Annotated in this window: 16 protein-coding genes and 1 pseudogene; 10 read left to right on the forward strand and 7 right to left on the reverse strand. The window is 71.7% G+C overall.

The annotated features are described in order from the left end of the window. Positions 1-25 precede the first annotated feature (25 nt). The 3 genes from DVK44_RS36135 to DVK44_RS36145 are packed head-to-tail and all read left to right on the forward strand — an operon-like array spanning position 26 to position 3,017. On the forward strand, positions 26-784 hold the full coding sequence (locus tag DVK44_RS36135) for an ATP-binding protein (protein ID WP_114665672.1): 759 nt from the start codon (positions 26-28) through the stop codon (positions 782-784). Next, positions 781-2,235: a carboxymuconolactone decarboxylase family protein gene (locus tag DVK44_RS36140; protein ID WP_114664766.1), complete on the forward strand. Its 1,455-nt coding sequence runs from the start codon at positions 781-783 to the stop codon at positions 2,233-2,235. The genes DVK44_RS36135 and DVK44_RS36140 overlap by 4 nt, the downstream gene beginning before the upstream one ends. Further along, entirely contained in the window at positions 2,232-3,017 is a 786-nt protein-coding gene (locus DVK44_RS36145; RefSeq protein WP_114664767.1) for a hypothetical protein, read from the forward strand. Before DVK44_RS36140 ends, DVK44_RS36145 begins: the two co-directional genes overlap by 4 nt. 65 nt (positions 3,018-3,082) lie before the next feature. Here DVK44_RS36145 and DVK44_RS36150 read toward each other — a convergent pair whose 3' ends face one another. Next, positions 3,083-3,898, reverse strand: coding sequence for a hypothetical protein (locus DVK44_RS36150; protein WP_114664768.1), 816 nt, complete (start codon positions 3,896-3,898; stop codon positions 3,083-3,085). Positions 3,899-4,247: 349 nt separating this feature from the next. Here DVK44_RS36150 and DVK44_RS36155 point away from each other — a divergent pair, with 349 nt between their 5' ends. Beyond that, positions 4,248-4,925 (forward strand): helix-turn-helix domain-containing protein, encoded by a 678-nt coding sequence (locus DVK44_RS36155; RefSeq protein WP_114664769.1) that lies wholly within the window; start codon positions 4,248-4,250, stop codon positions 4,923-4,925. A 414-nt stretch (positions 4,926-5,339) separates the two neighbouring features. Here DVK44_RS36155 and DVK44_RS36160 read toward each other — a convergent pair whose 3' ends face one another. Both DVK44_RS36160 and DVK44_RS36165 read right to left on the reverse strand, forming a co-directional pair. Next, on the reverse strand, positions 5,340-6,194 hold the full coding sequence (locus DVK44_RS36160; RefSeq protein ID WP_114664770.1) for an alpha/beta fold hydrolase: 855 nt from the start codon (positions 6,192-6,194) through the stop codon (positions 5,340-5,342). Positions 6,195-6,230: 36 nt separating this feature from the next. Next, positions 6,231-6,503, reverse strand: a complete 273-nt coding sequence (locus DVK44_RS36165) for a hypothetical protein (RefSeq protein ID WP_162794236.1) — start codon at positions 6,501-6,503, stop codon at positions 6,231-6,233. Positions 6,504-6,850: 347 nt separating this feature from the next. On the opposite strand from DVK44_RS36165, the gene tap reads away from it, so the two are divergent. Together tap and tpg are read left to right on the forward strand one after the other, a co-directional pair. After that, the gene (gene tap, locus DVK44_RS36170; protein ID WP_114664772.1) at positions 6,851-9,079 is read left to right on the forward strand and encodes a telomere-associated protein Tap; all 2,229 of its coding nucleotides are present in this window, start codon (positions 6,851-6,853) and stop codon (positions 9,077-9,079) included. 6 nt (positions 9,080-9,085) lie between these two features. Next, a complete protein-coding gene (gene tpg, locus DVK44_RS36175; protein ID WP_114664773.1) occupies positions 9,086-9,643 on the forward strand; it encodes a telomere-protecting terminal protein Tpg in 558 nt (185 codons plus the stop codon). A 92-nt stretch (positions 9,644-9,735) separates the two neighbouring features. Here tpg and DVK44_RS36180 read toward each other — a convergent pair whose 3' ends face one another. Continuing rightward, positions 9,736-11,586 carry a hypothetical protein gene (locus DVK44_RS36180; protein WP_162794237.1) on the reverse strand — a complete coding sequence of 617 codons (1,851 nt, stop codon included), beginning with the start codon at positions 11,584-11,586 and terminating at the stop codon, positions 9,736-9,738. 332 nt (positions 11,587-11,918) lie between these two features. Between DVK44_RS36180 and DVK44_RS36185 the strand changes: the two genes are divergently transcribed. Further along, positions 11,919-12,359 carry a hypothetical protein gene (locus tag DVK44_RS36185; RefSeq protein WP_114664775.1) on the forward strand — a complete coding sequence of 147 codons (441 nt, stop codon included), beginning with the start codon at positions 11,919-11,921 and terminating at the stop codon, positions 12,357-12,359. A gap of 925 nt (positions 12,360-13,284) precedes the next feature. Here DVK44_RS36185 and DVK44_RS36625 read toward each other — a convergent pair. Then, positions 13,285-13,461, reverse strand: a complete 177-nt coding sequence (locus DVK44_RS36625) for a hypothetical protein (RefSeq protein ID WP_162794238.1) — start codon at positions 13,459-13,461, stop codon at positions 13,285-13,287. 185 nt (positions 13,462-13,646) lie between these two features. Here DVK44_RS36625 and DVK44_RS36190 point away from each other — a divergent pair, with 185 nt between their 5' ends. After that, entirely contained in the window at positions 13,647-15,635 is a 1,989-nt protein-coding gene (locus DVK44_RS36190; RefSeq protein WP_228447540.1) for an NB-ARC domain-containing protein, read from the forward strand. Positions 15,636-15,819: 184 nt separating this feature from the next. Here DVK44_RS36190 and DVK44_RS36195 read toward each other — a convergent pair whose 3' ends face one another. After that, positions 15,820-16,077 (reverse strand): hypothetical protein, encoded by a 258-nt coding sequence (locus tag DVK44_RS36195; RefSeq protein ID WP_114664776.1) that lies wholly within the window; start codon positions 16,075-16,077, stop codon positions 15,820-15,822. Positions 16,078-16,298: 221 nt separating this feature from the next. After that, on the reverse strand, positions 16,299-17,159 hold the full coding sequence (locus DVK44_RS36200) for an ETEC_3214 domain-containing protein (RefSeq protein ID WP_114664777.1): 861 nt from the start codon (positions 17,157-17,159) through the stop codon (positions 16,299-16,301). Between the two features lie 459 nt (positions 17,160-17,618). On the opposite strand from DVK44_RS36200, the gene DVK44_RS36630 reads away from it, so the two are divergent. Together DVK44_RS36630 and DVK44_RS36210 are read left to right on the forward strand one after the other, a co-directional pair. Further along, complete coding sequence (locus DVK44_RS36630; protein WP_162794240.1) at positions 17,619-18,227, forward strand: hypothetical protein; 609 nt, start codon at positions 17,619-17,621, stop codon at positions 18,225-18,227. Beyond that, positions 18,224-19,342, forward strand: a pseudogene (locus DVK44_RS36210) (mobilization protein); the annotation flags it as partial. The gene DVK44_RS36630 and the pseudogene DVK44_RS36210, both read left to right, overlap by 4 nt.

Raw genomic sequence — 19,342 nt, forward strand, 5'->3', positions numbered from 1 at the left:
CGGCGCTGCCGAACCTTTCACCGTCGTGCAAGATGCCGTCCCATCCGGCCTGCACTTCCTCGCCGTCCCCGGGGTACGCGCTCTGCTCACCCCGGGCATGCTCGCCGTCGGTGATGCGCTCGCCGATGCCTGTGCCCAGCGGCGGTTCCTCTGCGTGCTGGGTGATGCCGGGGTCGGCAAGACCTTCGCCGTCCGCAGCGTGGCACACCGCCTCGGCGGCCACCTTCCGCTGGATTTCCGGGCTCAGCCGGTGCCGGCGGACCTGCGTGCCTGCCTCCATCGTGAGCTTGGTCTGCGCGGTGAACCACCTGCCGACCCGGGGGCCGCCGACGCCTGGATCCGCCGTGCCCTGGCCCAGGGGCCGAGGATCGTTGTGGTCGAGGACGCCGACCGGCCGTCGGCGTCCTGCTTCGAGTACCTGCGCTTCCTGCACGACGACACTCCCGGCGGGCTGTGCGTGGTGCTCATCGCCGCGAGGCGTGGCGAACGCTCCTTGCGCGCCCAGCGGATGCTCGCCACCCGTAGCGCCGGCTGGCTTCACATCTCTGCGCTCACCCGTGACCAGATACCCCAGGCGGTTCCCGTTCTGCATCCGCTGTGGCAGAGCGTCGCGGCCGGCGACCTGCAGGCGTTGGACGCCCGCCTCGCAGGCGGCGCTCTGCGCCGCTGGGCCGTGCTCACCCATCACACCCAGCGGGCCCTGGCAACCACCGGAGCGCAGACGCCGGACCAGCACCTGCTCAAGGCCGTGGCCGACCGGATCGAGGGCGGACCGCGTCCATGACCACACCCACGCTCTCTCCCGCCACCGCTCCGCAGGCCGCCGCGCCGCCGTCGGCGGCTGCGGCCGCGCGGCCGGTGAGGCTGCTGCTGGACGGCGATGACGACCACGCGGTGCACCGGGCCGCCTACCAGTGGGCCGATCCCGCCCGCGGCCGGATCACCGTCGATCCCACCCCGCACACCACCAGCCCGGCCTACCTCGCGCTGGATGTGCTGCGCGCCATGGGCCGCGACGGGTTCTCCCGCCCGGAAGCCGAGCGGATGTCCACCGACCCGGCCTGGCGGGCGGTGACCTGCTGGACCCTGGTCACCGACGTGCACGAGGCGATCGTCCTGCGCGCTCACCGCCTCACGGTGGAGCGGCTGCGCCGCCTGGCCGCGTGGCGTGCGGACACCGGCATCCGCCTCACGCTCCTTGCCCACATCCCGGAGCCGGCTGACGAGCAGCGCCTGCGTGAACACCTCACAGCCGCCGGACTGGTGGACGTGGTGACCGTAGGCGGCACGGCCGCCGTCCTCGGCGCGATCGGCCCGGCCGCCGTCGGCCGCCGCACCGGCCCGCCCCCGCGCGATCAGGTCTACCCGCTGCCGACGGTGCCCCGTAGCGGGGTGGCCGCGTTCCGCGCGGACTGCTGGCGCCGCCAGAACGCCACGGACTTCGCCCACACCGACGGCCAGTACCGCGCCGGTTACGCCGCCGCCCGCACCTGGCTGGCCCGCACCCGGCCGCCCCGACCCGAGGTCACCGTTCCCGCCGAAGGCCCTGCCGCACCCACCCCCTGGAATCTGCAGGAGACGGAGGCGTTGCGGCTGTTCCTGGCACGGTTGACCGTCTCAAGTCCCAGCCCGCAGCACACCGTGGCGCGCGTGCGCGGCGCCCAGGCCGGCTTCCTGGCCCGCTCGGTGCTGCTCAACGTGCCGGACGACCTCACCAGTTGCGCGGGACCGGGCTTCACCACCGTGCCCCTCACTGCGCGCGTTGTGCACACGATCACCGTGCGCCTGCCCAACCCGCTGCGCGCCGCCGCGGTGGCGGCCCTGCTGTTCACCGGCACCGCCACGTCGCTGCTGTCGATGACCCAGATCGGATGCGTCGACGAGGGCGGCACCACCGTGGCCATCGACCGCGACTCGCGGATCCACATCGGTGAACCTCCCGGACCCCGGCACATGTACGCGATCCCGCCCCGCGCCCGCCCCCTGCTGCGCGCGGCCGTGGAATTCCGCCGCCGCACCCCGCGCACCGCCAACCATCACGGCTTGTTCGCGAACTGCTTCGGCACCACGCCACGCCTCGATGCCCTCATCGCCGACGCCGGGCTCGCGATCCCCGCCCTGGCCCACCCCCACGTGGGAGACAACTGGCACACCGCCGCCCGCTGCTGGCACCTGCACACCCCCGCGCCACCCGCCCCTGATGCGATGCCGCGCCTTGGGGAGTTACGCCCGTGACCGACCAACTCGCGCCGTCCGGCGGCACGTCCGCGGTCGTGTTCGACCTGATGCTCCTGCGGACACGCGCCATGGAGTGCCGGCTCACCGACGAGGACCTGACCGCGCTGACCGGCATACCCACCGCCGACTTCGGCACCCACCTCACCCCGCACACCCTCCCCGCCGCGACCCTGTTCACCCTCGCCCGCGCCCTGAACACCTCCGCGGAATCCCTCCTGCGCCAGTCCGGACCGACCCGCCGTCCCGCCCCGGAGGCGGCCGGCCACGCCACCGTGCTGCACGCCGCCCTGCTCGAGGCCGACCGCATCCACCCCGACGACCTGGCCTCCGCTCTGGAATGGACCCCGCACCGCCTGAAGCGCGCCGCCACCACCCTGGCCGCCCACCTCGATCAGCCCAGCAGCCCCCACCGGCTCCTCCACACCGACACCGTCATCCACCTGACCACCATCCCCGGCCTGCTGGGCCCCAAACAGCGGCAGAACCTGCACAACTCAGGCCACACCGCCGCCTCCCTCGCCCCCGGCGAGGCCGCCGCCGTCACCCGCCTGCTGCACCACACCGTCACCGGCCTTCCTGCCGACATGTCACCCGAGCAGATCCCCCGCCTCGCCAACCGGCGCCTGCTTGCCCCCTCCGGCGAGCAGCCGGCTCCCCATCCGGACGTGTTGTTCGCCCTCGGCCTGGCCGCCCATCCCCTCACCCGGACAGAGGCCGCCGCAGACGGCCCCGCGTCGGCGCCCGCCGCTGCCACACCGCCACCACCCGGAGCGCGATGATGCCGTTGCCCCGTACGGCCACCGTGCCCGACACCACCATCACCGGCTCGTGGAAGCCCACATGGTCACCCGGCCGCGCCGGCCCCGGCCTGCCCCCGCTCACCGTGGTGCACGACCCGCACGACGATTACGCCTTCATGGCCGCCGCGCTGGCCTCCCACACTCCGGCGCTGGGCCGTGTCACAGTCCACCCCACCGCCGTGGCGAGCGCTCCCGCCTCCCTGGCCCACGACCTGCTGCGCAGCATGGGCAAACACCTCCCGCCAACCGGCAGCGAGGACGGCACGTACTGGACCGGCAACACCGAGACCGCCTGGCGTGCGGTCGCCGCCTGGGTCTTCTCGCTGCGCATCGGACATGTCATCGTCACCCGGGCACATCGCATCAGCTCCCGGCACTTCGAGTACCTCTTCGCCCTGCGGGAGCTGACCGAAATCCGGCTGACCCTGCTGTGCAACGGCCCGCTCCCACCGGTCCTGGCCGCCGCCCTCGCCGTGCTCCCGCATGAAGCGGTGCACGGCCTGGCCGCGCACCGCCGAGCCGTGGGTGCTCCCGCGCCGGCTCCGCTGCTGCCCGTCGGCCGTTTCGCGTGGTGGGAGGCGGACGGGCAGTTCCCGCCTGATGAGGGAGAGCCGTGCTTCCTGCTGCCGGTGCGGCGTGCACCCGGCCGCGGTGAAATCGAGGCAGCGGCCCGCCGACTGGGCCGCGCGGTGCTCCCGCTGCCTGCTGCCGGCCGCTTCCCGCCCGAGCCCGATGAGCACACCGCGCTCCTCGCGTACAGGCTTCACGCGCGTATCGCTCATCCCGTCCACGCCGCGGCGCTGGCGGTGCGCATCTTCACCGGCTGCCCGGACGGGCAGCTGCAGCTGCCCGCCGCGCACAAGGCTCCGCCGACCCGGCCGGAGCGTGACCGGGAACGTCGGACACCGTCCTGGGCAGGGGACTTGATCGAGGCAGCCCACCGCTTCGGGCACCTCGAAGGGCGAGAGTGCAGAGCCCGCCCGCTGCGGCTGAGCCCCTGGGACCAAGCAGGCGTGACCGAAGCGGCCCACACCTGCGGCATGGTCGAGCACCAGGCGCCCCGCCCGAGCCGGCACCCGGCCGCGAGCCCCCCCGGGTTCCCCACGGCCGCCTGCCGCACACCGGAGCGCGGGCAGCGCACCGGAACCGAACCGGGCAGCATGAGGCGGGTACGCGCCCAACGGCCCGCAGACAACCAGGGAGCAGACGATGGCCGAGCCAGGGACAGAACTCTTCGAGGCGATCCGCCGCGACCACCGCGCGGGCGACAGACTCCCCAGCTCCCTGGCCGCCCGGCACGGCGTGGACCGCCAGACGGCCAAGGAGGCGATCTCGACCGTGCTACCCCTGCCGCAATCCCTCCCGGCCGACGAAGAGGGCCTGGACGAGGCCCGTCAGTTCCTGGATGCGCTGCTGGAAGAAGACCAGGCCAAAGCGCCCGACAAGCGCCGCTCGGCCTTCGGGTTGTATGAGCAGTTGAACCTTCGTACCGACGGACTTCCGCTCTCCTACCGGTGGGTGTGGCAGTACGTCACCGATCGCCGCGCCCAGCACGCCGACATCAGCCCACCGCAACCACAGACGCGGACCTGGGCGGCAGACGTCCCCTCCGACATGCCGGAGTTCGTCACCGACCTGATCACCAGCGCGGTGCGCCACCTGGCCGAGCTGAAGATCGAGGGCACTGCGCCGGCCGCGACCGGTGTCGAACTCGGCATGGTCTCCCTCGGCACCGCCAGGGCCCGGATCGACCAGGCCCTGTGGGAACTCGCGCTGGCCGGACGCCGCGCCGGGCTGACCTACGACCAGATGAGCGCCTTCACCGGCATCCCCGAAGACGACCTGGCCCGGCAGACCGAGGACTACCACCGCCTCATGACGACCTGAGCAACGCCGCGGCCGGATCTCTCCTGGCCGTTGTCCAACCGAGGTCCCGTTCGTCGAAATGGCCGGCGAAGACGATCACCACGTGGATGAGTTCCCCCTCCTCGGCCCCCTGCAGGACGCGCTCGGTGGGCTGTCCGCGCAACTGTCCCCCAGCGGTGTCGGCTTCGGTGAGCCAGCCGGCCGCGACCGCAGTTCGGCGTGCTCGGCGACACAAACACCGGGATAGTGCCCGGACTTGTGCGGGACGTCGGGCGGTTGCCCGGAGATCTCTGAGACTGCCCGGACTTCGCCGAGTGTCCTGTCCCAGATAACTGTGGGCATGGTGGGCCTCTGACCTGCGGTGCCTACGATTGAGAGGGACAGGAGGAGCCCGCTCGTCCCACTCAACGGTAGGCAGCTGCCTCGGGGGGTGTGTCAGCGGGCTGCGAGGTTTGCGAGCAGCTCGGCGGCGGGCTTCGGGTGGACGAGCCAGCGCAGGTGGCTCCCCTCGAGTGTCCGGACGTCGAAGAGGTTGTCGGGTGTGAGCGCGTCGGCTTCGCGAATCATGCGGTCCTGCACGGCGAGTGGAAGGCTGGCATCGTTGGCCAGGCGCACATAGGTCTTGGGAATCCGGCCCCAGGTCGTGGCCTGTGCCCGGTCGGTAGACGTACCGACATCTAGGTTCTCATCGGGCTGGAAGGTGTTCAGGAAGGTCCGGAACTCGTCATCGGTGAGGTCGGCGGCGAACGCTCGCTTGAACGCGGCGAGCGCTGCCGGGTCGGCGGTGCGGAAGTTGGTCCGGAGCAGACCGAGTTCGGCCGGGTTCCCGACGAGTGTGGCAGCGAAGGCTCCCGCGTCGACGTCCGCCATCTCCGGCTGGGCGTAGTAGTCGCTCACGTCCAGGTCGATGGGGCACCAGGCGGAGACGTAAGCGATCCGGTCGATCAGCTCGGGCCGGGCGTTGGCGACGGCGGTGGTCGTGATGCCGCCCCTGCTGTGGGCGACGAGGATGGTGGGCCCGTTCCGCTTGGCCCGTTCGAGGGCTTCGATCACGCGGGCGGCGTTGTCGGCGAGCGTGATTCCCTTGATGCTCCCCGGTTCTGCGGCGAGTGCGTCGAGATCCTGAGGAGCCTGGTAGGTCGCGGGGAAGGTCGCCTCGAATCCGTGCCCCGGAAGGTCGACCGCGACCGAGCGGTGCCCGAGTAAGGCGAGCTCGGCTTGTAGCGGCGCGAACGAGAACGAATTCGCGAAGGCCCCATGAACGAAAACGAATGTCGGCAGATTCTGCATGCCTCAGCCTCCAACAGAACGATCTTCGGAGCAAGATCAGGGGTTCAGGAGGGCTTCGATCTGTCTGGCTGTGGCCTCGATGGTGGTGCTGAGCCAGGTGCGGCTGGTGCCTCGCAGGGGTGCCTGCAGCGGGAAGCGGCGGTGGAATTCGGCAATGGCTCGGGTGACGACGAGAAGGTCGTGGCTGAGGACCGATCGCCTCCAATGACCTGATGCGAACAGGCTGATCAGCGTGATGTGTTCGGGGTATCCAGCGGCTTCCAGCCATGGGGCCTTTTCGTCCGGTTCGACGGTGGGTGCCTTGACCACGACCAGGTCGTGGAGGAGTTCGGCGCGGTGGGTGAGCCGGTAGCGCCGACACCTCGCGCACATCCACCCGGGCCTCCGGTACGACGCCGACCAGCCATTACGACCGTAGAAGCGCCGTGACCGCCGTACCTACACAAGACCGGAAACCTCCGGAACTTGCCTGCACATGACCGGGACCCAACCGCACATGCCTACAGAAGAGCGGGACTGCCTACACATCGCGGAGACAGGACAACCGTGCTCGCCGACCGGCGCAGAACCGTGGCCGCATTCTGTACGCGTTTCGTACGCCAAGCGTACGCGAATGGTGCGTTTCGTGGGGTAGGGTTTTCTCAGGAGGTGTTTTCATGTCGGAGTTGTTCGATGCGGTGGACGCGTTGCTCGCGTCCCGTGCCGCGCTGCCGGTGCCGGCGGAGCGCAAGCGGCTGCGGGCCCTGCACGGGCTGACGATTGACGAGGTGGCGACCGCGCTGAAGGTGCGGCGGGCCACGGTCAGCGCGTGGGAGTCGGGCAGGACCGAGCCCCGGCCGCCGGAGCGGGACGCGTACGCCCGGCTGCTGGACAGGCTCGCGGAGCTCTACCCCGCCGACCCGGCCGCCGCTCAGGACGCTGCGGCGCGGGCCGCGCTCTCCGGCGCGACCGCCCCGGAGGAAGCGCCGACCCTGTCCACGGGTCCGGCTTCCGGGGCTGCGGCCACCGCGGCCGTGAACACCCAGGCCCCTGCCCCTGTTGCCCCTGCTGTGGCAGCCGCGCCGCGTCCGGCGCGCGCCAACGGGACGTCGTCGACGTCGCGGCGGCCGGGGGCGAAGAAGGCCGCCCCGGCCGGAACATCGGCGGGCGGCGCCGACCCGCGCTTCGGGAACGGGCCGCTCGCGGTCGTCGACGTCGATCCCGACGGAAAGGTGCTGGCGTACTGCGTCGGCGGCCTGGTCCTGGACACACCCGCCAAGTCCCTGCCGTCCCTGGTGGACTGGACGCTGCGCGAGGCGAAGCTCGGGCAGCCGAAACTGTCCGGGCCGGGAAGGCCGGCCGACCCGCTGCTCGTGCTCACCGAGGCCGCACTGGAGCGCTACGGTCTGCCGGTCGCCCTGAGCGATGAGGAGCGGTTGGCCGGGCGGCTCCCGGAGAGCCACAAGATCATCAAGCAGCTGACCCGTGCGGAGTGGAAGCTGACGAAGCGCGGGTTCGGGCCGTGGGCGCGGATCTACCGCCCTGCCACCGGCTCGGAGCGGGCCTGCGTGCAGTTGTGTATCCCGTCCTGGAACGCGCTGGACATCCGCCACTGGGGCGATGCCGGGCAGCTGCCTCCGGCGGAACTCGCCCGGCTGCTGGGTGGGTACGCGTCGCGGGTGATGACGCCGCGCGGATCGACCGCGGTGACCGGCCTGGAGCTGATGACCGCGCTGCACCCGCCGACCCGCGCCTCCGAGCCGGACGCCGACGGCAAGCGGCACTCCGAGCACAACCCCGGCTCGCTGGGGAAGGACCCGGTCGACTGCGCGCCGTGCGAGGCCCCGGACGGGCACCCGCTCCTCAAGGATCTGCCGCGCTTCCACGTCCGCGGCCCGGCGGAAAAGCTGTTCGAGGAGGCGTACGACTGGGCCCGGCCGCTCACCGACGCCGAATGCCTGCGCCGCGAACTCGTCGGTCTGGACGTGAACATGGCGTTCGCCGCCGGCGCGAACGGCCTGACTGTCGGCCTGGGAGCACCGGCGTATGTGAAGGACCCGGTGTTCGATCCGAAGCTCCCGGGGAGCTGGCTGGTGGACCTGTCGCATGTCGACCTGTCCCGGGTGAAGGCCGGCAAGGAGTGGGTGGAGCTGGACGGCGCGCTGCTGCCCAGCCCGTTCACACCGAAGGGGGAGCGCCCGGAAGGGCCGGCCTGGTACGCGACACCGACCGTGGCCTACGCGGTGGAGCTGGGCTACGACGTCGCGCCGACCGAGGCGTACGTCCGGTACGAGAACGGCCGCTACCTGGACGGCTGGTACCAGCGGCTGCGCGACGCCTACCTCGCCACGATGGCCGACCTCGGTGTCGCCGCGGACCTGCCGCCGCAGGACTTCCTGACGGCGATGGACGGCTACAGGAGCCGCGATCCGGAGCTGGCGATCGTCGTCTCGGCGGTCAAGGCGACGGTGAAGGGCGGGCTGGGCAAGCTGCGCGAGCGGCCCCGGGGCGAGGGCTGGCGGCCGGGCGAGCCGTGGCGGGCGCTGGCGCGGCCGACGTGGCGGCCCGACATCCGCGCGGCGGTCATCTCCCGTACGCGGATCAACCTCCACCGCAAAATCGTCAAGCACGCGGCGTTCACCGGGCAGTACCCGGTGGCGATTCTCTCCGACTGTGTCGTGTACGCGGCCGAGGGCCCGTCGCCGCTCGATTTCCTGCCGTACCGGGAGGGCAAGGCACTGCCGGGCGGCTTCAGGCTCGGGGTCAACCCGGGCCTGGTGAAGCACGAGGGCACGCAGAGCGTGCTGTGGGGCGAGGGCGTCCGCGAACAGTTCGACGCCCCGGAACTCAACCTCGCCCGCTACATCAAGGACGGCACCGTCACCGACAACGACACCGGGGAGTAGCAGGCCATGAGCACGTTCGGGGACGGCCTCGACAGAGCGGTGCAGAAGGCGTTCACCCGCCCGGTCCCCAAATCGGCCGGCGCGCAGATGCGTTACCTGGTCAGACAGCACAAGGGCACCAGGGCGGTCGCCCAGATGCTGCGGGTCTCCCAGCGCACCGTCGAGCGGTACGTGAAGGACCAGATCAAGAAACCCCGCCCGGACCTCGCCGCCCGCCTGGAGGCCGAGGTCAAGCGGCGCTGGCAGCCACAGATCCGCGCCAGGGCCCGCCGCGACGCGGCCACCACCGGCGGCATCGTCATCGACACCCGCGCCCGCCTCGGCTACACCGCACCAATCGGCTCGACCGACGAGGACCGCGTACGGCACCTCACCCTCGCCCTTCCACCCCGCCACGCCGCCCGCCTCTTCGCGGCACAGGAACAGGGCGCCGACGACGAACGCCTCCGCGAAATCACCGCCGAAGCACTCAAGGAAACCTACTTCCAGGACGGCGGACGCCGCGCCGGCTCCCTGGAAGAGGTGCGCTTCACCGACATCGAACACCTGGAATTCGACCTCTAACACGGACGCTCAACGTGGGCCGAGCTCAACATCTGTGGTCGGGTAGCCGACCACAACATCTGTGACCAGCCCCGCACCCAGGCGTTTCCGGCTCACGCAAGGTCCTCCCACGTCCACGGCGCGGCAGCGTCCCCCTCGGGCTCACGCCCGAACCGGAACCGCTCCCGATGGTCATCGATCTCGATGAACGCGGTGAAGTTCCCCGTGGCGGGAAGCCGTGTGACCAGGATGGTCGCCTGTTTGTCCGCCTCGCTCTTGCGCAGGCTGTCCAGCAGCATCGCCGCGGCGTGCGGGTCGTCGAGGGGTGTGTGGGTGGCGGCCCATTGGGTGGGGCGGTGGTCGGTTGGGTGGAGAGCGTGGAGATGGTTGACGAGGGCGGCCGCAGCTTGGGGGTTGCCGTGGGTGGTGGCGTTTTTGTGGAGTTGGGCGGCGTCCCGGTACAGGCCTCGGTTGTGGGCGGCGTCGCCGAGGGCTGCCTGGTCGGTGGGGTGGGCGTGGGTGGCGGCTGAGGTCCAGAAGTCGATCGGGGGGATTGTGTCGGCGCGGTCGTGGCGGCCGTACTGGTCGAGGTAGTCGGCCAGCTGGTACTGCGGCCCCTGTACGGGCCGGCCGGCTGCGGGGCCGGTGGTGGTGGGTGCTGGGCGTTGGTTGCGGGTGGTGGTGGTTTTGACGGGGTTGAGGATGCCGGGGATGCCCCGGCATTCCTGGGTGACGTAGCCGAGGGCTTCGGGCAGCCAGTCGTCACTGGTGGCGTTCGACTCGGTGTCGTTGAGGTAGCCGGGGGCGGCGGCATGCAGCCAGGCCAGGGGGATGTGGGGGCCGGCGCCGAGGCGGCGGGCGTCCATCGCGGCATGGATCAGTGCCAGGGTGATACCCCGGGCCGACCTGTAGCGGTCCATCAGGACCGGGACTCCGGCCAGGTACTGGGTGACCTGGGCGTCCTGGGCGCGTTCGGCGGCTTCCACGAGCCGGGGATCGCCACCGTCCGTACCCTTCAGTACGGCCAGTTCGGCGGGGGTGAACGCGTCGGGAACATTGATTCTGTGTCCGTACAGCAACTCCTGTGCCTGGATATGCCGGTCCGGGGTCGTACGGGTGGTCAGGGTGTCCCAGTGTTCCGGCCACAGGGTGGCCAGGACGAGTACCGGGCCCCGTGCCGGGTCGCGTAGCAGCTCGCGCAGTCCCGCGGCGACCTGTTCCCCGAGTGGGTCGGTTTCCAGGTAGTGCTGGGTCTCGTTGAGCCACACCACGGTCCTGGGGGCGACGTCGGCCAGTCCGGCCAGGACGGCGTCGGGGCGGGTGGGGGCGAGGGGATGCCACAGCCGCCAGCCGTCCGGTAGTTTCCGGGTCGCCTCCCACAGTGCGCGGGTCTTGCCGGTGGAGGAGGTGCCGACCAGGACCGCGATGCCGCTCTGCCCTGCCTCGGCCGCGGCGATGACCGTGTCCAGCCGCGTGTCGCACTCCCGCGGGACATGGGGAGGCAGCACCGCGAGCCGGTCGCGGGCGGTGGCGGTGTCGAGGGCGTGGTGGACCCCCAGGTCGGTCACGGCGAGGCGCTCGTCGAATTCGGCGAGCGGCCGCCCCACACCCGTGGCCATCCGGGCCGCGGTCCACAGATCCCGTACCCGGGCCGCCAGATCCTGCTTGTCCCACCTGGCCTGTTGAGCCAGGGCCATGGCAACCGAGACCACATCGGCCTGGCTGAGCAGTGCCGGGTTGATGATGCAACGGCGGACGGTGTCGCGCTGCGGCGACCCCGGCATGTTGTTGTCCACGTTCATCGCGATCGTTTCGACGATCGTGTCCAGGCTCGGGGTGTCCGCCTCCACATACACCTCGTACAGCAGGTCGCTCAGCTCCCGCAACGCGGGCGGCCACCCCACCCGGGCCCGCTCCACCGGCCGCGCCCGCCTGACCGGACGTCCCTCTTTGTCGCTACTCATCGCACCATCATTCACCGCCCCGGTACCCGGCATGGCCTGAACAGGCATGACAGCAGTACCGGTTGGTGCCTCGTCGCAACTCGTGGATGCTCTCCGCGCGGGCCTGAAGGTGGTCACAGAGCCGGTCGGCTCCCCACCCGCCGACCACGATCCGTGGAGGTCCCATGCCCCGCCAGCGCCCGACCCGCCCCGAGCGCCCGACCCACCGCGCACCCGCCCCGCCCGCCCCGCCACAGAGCGAAGAACCGCTGCGAGACGCCCACACCGCAGATACCCCCCGACCTCCGTACGCAACGAGCCCAGGGCGCGAAAACCATGAAGGACACGGGCCGATGACCATGTCCGCCCACCAGCTGACGAGGAACACCACGATGCGCCGCACGGGGGCCGGCGTGCTCGGCACAAGCGCCGTGGCCGCCGTCACCGGCGTCCTGAAAATGGTCGACGCCCCCTGGCCGGCCGTCGTCACCACGCTGCTCCTGGCGCTCGTGGTGGTCCTGGTGCTCGGCCTCGCCCACATCGTCATGCCGGACCAGTCCGAACACAAGCGCGACCTGCTGCACCTGTGGCTCCGGCAACGTGGGCACAGGGCCAGGGCCAGGGCCAGGGCCGAGGCCAGGGCTCTTGGTCCGGCCGGTGCGACGGTCGTACCGCACCGCCACGCGCTGCCCGGCCCCTTGCCGGAGGCCACGGCGGGTGCACGGCCACCGGTGCGGCGTGGCCGCCGGCGGGGCGGTTGGCGGGGCGGCCGGTCTCCTTGTCCACCGGGGTGACGCCGGGGTGATGCCGGGCAGGCGGCGGCGCGAGCGGGCGGCCGGGCCGAGCGGCCCGGCCGCCCCGGCGGTTGCGGTGGCGGTGGGGGAGCGGCGGGTTGTTCGAATGAACGCCACGGAGTCCGTGAACACCACGGAGTCACGGAGCCGTGAACGGGGGCGTATCTTTGCCCGTTTACCTCTCTTCACCTGCGCATGTTGTGGATGATGCTGGGTCATGGGGCGGCAGCCGGTGGGTATGGACGAGTGGGTGGAGTACGGGACGGTGCTCGATGACGAGCGGGAGCCGGTGGCGGGAAATCGGGGTGCGGTGTACTGGGGCTTCATGTTCCTGCTTCAGCACGGCACCCGCTTCGGCCGTGTCCCCCGGGGGTGTTCCGGCTTTCCGGGCGGGGTGACCGGCTTCGTCGCCCGGCAGACAACAGCGCCGGTGCCGGTGTCGGCATTGGGCTTCGGGCTGTACGGGGGGACCGGGCGGAGTGCGGAGTACCAGCGTTCGCGGATATGCGGTCACCTGGGTTTCCGGGTGTGCCCGGTGCATGACCCGGACAAGGTGACCACCTGGCCGGTGGTCCACACAGCCGGCGCGGAACGGGATGCGGGTCGGGTCCGTGAGGAACTGCTCAAGCGGTTCCGGGAGAAGCCCGTGGAGCCGCTGTCCCCGGGCAGGATCACCCGAGCGGTGTGCCCGGCCGAGCACACCGCGCAGGACGGTGCTGCCGGGGCAACCGACCTGCAGGAGGCGGAGGACGCCGACGGGGAACCGGCACCGGTGCTGGCACCGGCACCGGTGAAGGCGATGCCGGGGAACACGAGCCCCCGGCCCCCACGGCCAGGCGCGCCCGGACCCGGCCGCCGGGCCCTCGCCGCGCGGCCGCCCGGCCATCGCCGCCCCGGTACTGATCGGGGAAGGCCGGTGACCGGGTCACCTGTCCTTCCCACGGCCGCGCACGGCCCGGATCACCTCGGCGACCGCCCGCAGGACCACGGCGCGGTCCCGCGATGCCGTGTCCTTCAGTGCCACCACGACGATCAGTACCGCCGCGCCGGCCACGACCAGCAGGCTCGCCACTGGAACCAGTACCACCGCGATCACATCCATCGTTCTCCCCTGTCCTTCCGGCCGCCTGCAGCCGGGCGGCCGGGATCCACTCCAGCAGCGCCGCCCGCCAGGGCGAAGCCCTACCGGACTTGCCGGACGAGACCCGTGTTGTCCCAGGTCAGCGGCGTCGGTGACCTGTCCGGTACCGGATCCGCCGGACACCGAGCCGGCGACGGGAGCCTGCTGTGACCGCGTCCGGGGGCCTCAGCGCCGGCCGCCGGGCACTGAGCGATGCACTGAAAGGACTGCTCAAGCAGGCCCTGCGGGGGCGTTCGCGCACCCAGGCGATCGCCAAGGCCAACATCCACCTCGCCGAACAGAATCTGCCCGTGCTGACGGACAAGCGGGTCAGCGACTGGGTCAACCTGGGTACGCCGACCGATGACTTCACCCGCCTGTGGGCCCTGGTCCAGGTCCTGCTGGACTGGACACCGCCGGCCCCGGGCGCCGCGGGTGCTGCGGGTGCCGACCGGGCCGGGGCAGCGCAACGCGCCGCCCGCAAGGCGTACTGGAAAACGCTGTGGACCCAGGCCAAGGACAGCCCCGCCCCCGCCCCCGTGCCGGCCCCTGCCGTCACGGCACCGGCGGAACCCCGCTACCCCCACCACGCCGCAGCCCGGGTCCCGGTGTCCTTCCCGCACCAGATCGGCGTCCTGCCATTACGGGCCGCCCGCTTCCAGGACCGCCTCGTGCTCAGACAGGCACTGGAAGACAGCACGGTGGCGGTACTGGGCGGGATGGGCGGCGTCGGCAAGACCCAGCTCGCAGCAGACCACGCCCGCCACATCTGGCAGCACGGCCGGCTGGACCTGCTCCTCTGGGTCACCGCCGCCACCCGCCAAGCCGTCATCGACGCCTACGCCCAGGCCGGGACAGACCTCCTCAACGCGGACCCGGCCCACCCGGAACAAGCCGCAGCCGCGTTCCTGGCCTGGCTGGAGCCCAAACCGGGCCCGGCACCGCGCCGCTGGCTGATCGTCCTCGACGACGTCGCCGAGGCCGCGGACCTGCACGGTCTGTGGCCCCCGGCCAGCACACACGGCCGCACCCTGGTCACCACCCGACGCCGCGACGCCGCCCTCAACGCGCACGGGCTCCCGGTCCAGGTCGACCTCTTCACCACGGCCGAGGCCACCACCTACCTCACCGCCGCCGGCCGCCACGAACCCGACGACCAACTCGCCGCCCTCGCCGAAGACCTGGGCCACCTGCCACTGGCCCTGTCCCAGGCCGCCGCCTACCTCACCGACACCGCCCTGGACTGCACCACCTACCGCACACGGCTGGCCGACCGGGCCCGACGCCTGCACGACCTCCTGCCCGAACCCGGCTCCCTGCCCGACCAACAGCCCGCCACCGTAGCCGCGGCCTGGTCCCTGTCCCTCGAACACGCCAACCAACTACGCCCAGCCGGCCTGGCCCGCCCCATGCTGCACCTGACCGCCATGCTCGACCCCAACGGCATCCCCGACACCGTCCTTACCAGCACACCCGCCCTCAACCACCTCACCGAACACCGCACCACCAGCGCCGCCGCTCCCGAACACGGCCCGGACCGGACCACGCCGGTCACCACCGAGCAGGCCTACCAGGCGCTGCGGGCCCTGCACCGCCTGAACCTGATCGACCACACCCCCGCCACACCGCACCAGGCCGTACGCGTCCACCAGCTCATCCAACGCGCCGTCCTCGACCCCCTCACCCCCCACGACACGGCCACGCTCGCGAGAACCGCCGCCGACACCCTGACCGCCGCCTGGCCCGAGATCGAACGCGACACCGCCATGGCCCAGGCCCTACGCGCCAACACCGACGCCCTCACCCACCACGCGCCAGACGCACTGTGGCAACCCGACGCTCACGCCGTACTCTTCCGAACCGGCCGAAGCATCGGCGAAAACGGCCAGGTCACCGCCGCGATCAACCACTTCCAGCACCTGGCCCACACAGCCGACCAACGCCTGGGCCCGGATCACCCCGACACCCTGACCGCCCGCGGCAACCTTGCCTCCTTGCGGGGGGTGGCGGGGGATGCGGCTGGTGCGGCTGCGGCCTTCCAGGAGTTGCTGGCTGACTGTGTGCGGGTGCTGGGTGCGGATCACCCCGACACCCTGACCGCCCGGAACAACCTCGCTCACTGGCGGAGACAGGGTGGTCACCCGGGTGACCCTTGAGCTGATTGAGCTGGCCGGGACCGAGGTCTGGCACTGCTTGCCTACGATGCCCCCGCGCGCCGGTCCGCGGTGTCGTGCCGTACGGCTGGACCCGGACGAGGCGTCTACCCGTCCCTGAACGTGCGATACCTCTCGCACTGCGCCGTGGGTGCGCGGGATATCGCGTAACAGATGGCGTTGATGTTCAGGCCGGGGTCCGGACGATCGCCAGGTGCATGTTCAGCGGCGCTGTGACCCGCATCGTGTAGCCCTGCCCGCGGTGGATCGTGGGTTCGCTTCGGGCGGCGGTTCGGACTGCTGTGTCCGGGTTGCCGCGCAGTTGCTCGGTGACCATGCGGGGCACGACGACGGTCACTGTGGGGTCCGGCACCGGCTCTGGCACCGGCACTTGGCCCTTGATGCCTGCCGTGTAGGCGAGGAGCTGCGCGAGGTCGTCGGGCACGGTACGGGCTCCGGCGGAGTCGAGCGCCCAGCACGGATTGCTTTGGGGTCGACGTCGTATTGCCGGAGGAGGGCTTTCGCCGTGACGCCGTCGTTGTAGGCGGTGACGGTGCCGGTTGTCTGCTTGGCAGTGAGCCGCGCGGGCGTCCGACGGGTTTTCCTCTCTGCGCGTGCGGCTGTGGCTCCCTTGCCTTCGGCCGTGAGTGCTCCGTGGGCTTCTGCTCAGTTTTCGCGCCGGTTTTTCCAGTGTTTGCCCGTCGATATGACGGCGTGGTACCTGGAGGCCAGCGTGACGCGTGCGGGGTGTCGGAGTTCGAGGAGCCGGACGCGGTCGTGGTCCGGTGCGATGCCGTAGGGGAGCACGCTCTCCAGGTCGATTGTGGAGCCGATGATGAGTACGGAGTTGATCCGGGCCTGACGCCGGTAGCCGGCCAGCTCCGTGGGACCCCACGTGTCTTCGGTGCAGCCGATCGGCGGGTGCGCCGGGGAGCCCGCGTCGCTCACTCCCACCGCCCAGTGCAGGTAGCCGCCGGGGTTTCCGAAGTAGTGCTGCTCGGCGTAGCTGAAGCGGCGGGCCCCCAGCCCGTGCCACGGCCCGGCGTCGTCCTGGCCCGGGGCGGGGAGGGAGGACAGCGGGGTTCTGCCGAGCGTGATCCGGTACGGGCCGACCGATATCCGCGGTCGGAAGAGCCGGCTGCGGGTGGTGAGGGAGTACATCAGTACCTCGTCGTGCTCGTTGCACCAGGTGACCAGGTAACCGAGCAGTCCCAGCGGCCACGTCCGCACCGTCAGCTCGACATCGCGGAGCACAACATCGAGTTCATCTTCATCCGCGCCCGCATCTGCTCCGTACGTCCGCACCGTCTGTCTGTGTTCCCAGGCGGGCTCGCCGAACAGTTCGGTGACGTAGTCGTGGCGCACGTACGGGGCCATCCGCCGGTACGCCCGGATCAGGCGGCGGCGCTTGCCGAGGGAGGCGTGCCACCACCCGCGGAGGATGCCGCAGAGACCGTAGAGGGCGGTGAGGACGGCGGCCAGTGTCCAGACGTTCAGCTTGGTGTCGATCGCGGGGAGGGAGAGCACGCGCGCATCCTGCCGTACCGCTCACGGTTCCCGCTCCTGATCGCCGGTTTCCATCGCTTGGCCGCCTGACTCGGGTTCACCCGGCGGTGGTCGTCGCTTCGTTGTGTGGGGTGTGGGTGTGGGGGTGGGTGTGCGGGCGTGCGTGTGTGTGGGTGGGGTGTGGGGGTGGTGTGGGAGTGGTGTGGTGGCGCGTGCGGGTGGGGTGTGGGGTGCGCGTGCGGGTGCGCGTGCGGGTGGGGTGTGGGGGTGGGGTCGATTTTTGTGTGGTGGGTGGGCCGTTGCGCGGGGGTGGTTTCCCGGGTGCCACGGGCCGGCCACCGTGTCCGATCGCCGGTCCGTGGCAGGAATTTTTTGGGACATCAGAAAGGGGGAGCCAGTTAGTGCGTAATGGGTGCAGTAAGCGCCTTCCGGGATATTTCCGGAAAGCGGCCATGAGAGCGGGAAGCGAGGAGGTATTCGGTGACGCTCGACACGCCCGACACGGTCGATATGGCCGGAAGTTCGGGGGGTAACCGGCGTCGTGAGCGCCGGGCGGGCGGGCGTCGTGAGCGCCGGTTCTATGTTGCGTTCGACGATGCCGAGCTGACGGTGGTCCGGGCCGCGGCGCGACGCGAGGAGATGGCGCCGGCGGCGTGGGCGGGCCGTCAGCTGATGGCGGTCGCCCAGGAGGTCCTCGTCCCGGTCTCCCGGGACGCGGGCGATGTCCTGCGTGAGCTGGTCGAGGCCCGGGTCCGGCTACGGGAAACGGTCACGGCTCTCCGCACGCTGACCACCCCCACCCCCACCTCCGCTCCCACCCTCGCCCCCGTTCCCGCCCCCGTTCCCGCCCTCGCCTCCGACTCCGCTCCCGCCCCCGACTCCACCCTCGCCCCCGCCCCCACCGACTCCATTCCCGCTCCCGGCGCCGTGTCGGACACTGTCCTCACCCCTATGTCCTCCCCTGCGTCGGACACCGTCCCGCCAGCGGCCCCCGTGGTCCGGGCGGTGCTGGAGGAGGCACTGCGGGCGGTCGCGCGGGTGGATGAGGCGACGGTCCGGGTGATGCGGGAGAGGCGCTCACGGACGTGATGCCGAAGAAGGCCAGGGGAGGGGACACCACCGCGGATCTCCTGGCCTACCTGTTCGGTCCGGGTGACCACGACGAACACCTCGATCCCCACCTCGTCGCCGCCTGGGATCCCGACCTTCCGTGTCCCGTCCGGCAGCCCGCCCGGATCACGCTTGCCGCTCTCGCGCTCCTCCTCGACGCCCCCGTCGAGGCTCTGCGCGGACCCCGCCCCACGGAGCATGTGTGGCACGTCTCCGTCCGTAACGCCCCCGGCGACCGCACCTTGTCGGATACCGAGTGGGCCGAGGTCGCCGCCGCGATGGTTGATGCCGCGGGTGTCGCGCCCCGCGGCGACGAGTACGGGTGCCGGTGGGTGGCGGTGCGTCACGCACCCGACCACATCCACCTCGTGGCGACCCTCGCCCGCCAGGACGGCCGCCAGCCCCGTCTGCGCGGCGACATCCCCGCGATGCACACCGCCGCCCGCGCTTTCGAAGCCGTCTGGGGGCTGGAGGCGATGTCGCCGCTGGACCGGACCGCGCGCCGGGCGCCGGCCACCGGCGAGGCGGAGAAAGCCGCCCGCCGCGGCCTCCGGGAACCGGCCCGTGTCTCGCTCCAGCGCACCGTGCGCGAGGCCGCCGCGCTCGCCACCGGCGACACCGACTTCTTCGACCGGCTCCGCGACGCCGGACTGCGCGTACGCGAACGCCGCCACGACGACGGGAGACTGGCGGGGTACGCGGTCGCGCTGCCCGGCGACCGCGCCGACGCCGGTACCCGTCCGGTCTGGTTCTCCGGATCGACCCTCGCCTACGACCTGTCCCTGCCCCGCGTCCGCGAACGCTTCGAACCAGTGGTCACCCCGGAGGACTGGCGGCGCGCGCACGAGCGGATCCACCAAGCAGCCACCCTCCTGTCCCGCGCCGGACAAGCGCAGGGCGCGGGCGACGTAGCCGCTCTGGGTGACCTCCTGACCGCCTGCGCCGCACACTCCCCGGCCGCCGTACGGCAGGGGGTGCGGGCGGCGGCCGACGCGTTCGAGCAGGCCTCCCGCGCCCCCGGCGACCGCTCCCTGGAGGGCGCCGCCCGCGCCGGCTTCAAGGCCTGCGCCCGATCCCTGGAACACGCGCCGCGC

The organism is Streptomyces paludis, assembly GCF_003344965.1.
Lineage (GTDB): Bacteria > Actinomycetota > Actinomycetes > Streptomycetales > Streptomycetaceae > Streptomyces > Streptomyces paludis.

Coding starts and splice junctions, on each gene's coding strand:
- tpg (WP_114664773.1), top strand. CDS start 9,086: ATGAGCACGTTCGGGGACGGCCTCGACAGAGCGGTGCAGAAGGCGTTC.
- tap (WP_114664772.1), top strand. CDS start 6,851: ATGTCGGAGTTGTTCGATGCGGTGGACGCGTTGCTCGCGTCCCGTGCC.
- DVK44_RS36180 (WP_162794237.1), bottom strand. CDS start 11,586: ATGAGTAGCGACAAAGAGGGACGTCCGGTCAGGCGGGCGCGGCCGGTG.
- DVK44_RS36160 (WP_114664770.1), bottom strand. CDS start 6,194: ATGCAGAATCTGCCGACATTCGTTTTCGTTCATGGGGCCTTCGCGAAT.
- DVK44_RS36185 (WP_114664775.1), top strand. CDS start 11,919: ATGACCATGTCCGCCCACCAGCTGACGAGGAACACCACGATGCGCCGC.
- DVK44_RS36625 (WP_162794238.1), bottom strand. CDS start 13,461: ATGGATGTGATCGCGGTGGTACTGGTTCCAGTGGCGAGCCTGCTGGTC.
- DVK44_RS36155 (WP_114664769.1), top strand. CDS start 4,248: ATGGCCGAGCCAGGGACAGAACTCTTCGAGGCGATCCGCCGCGACCAC.
- DVK44_RS36140 (WP_114664766.1), top strand. CDS start 781: ATGACCACACCCACGCTCTCTCCCGCCACCGCTCCGCAGGCCGCCGCG.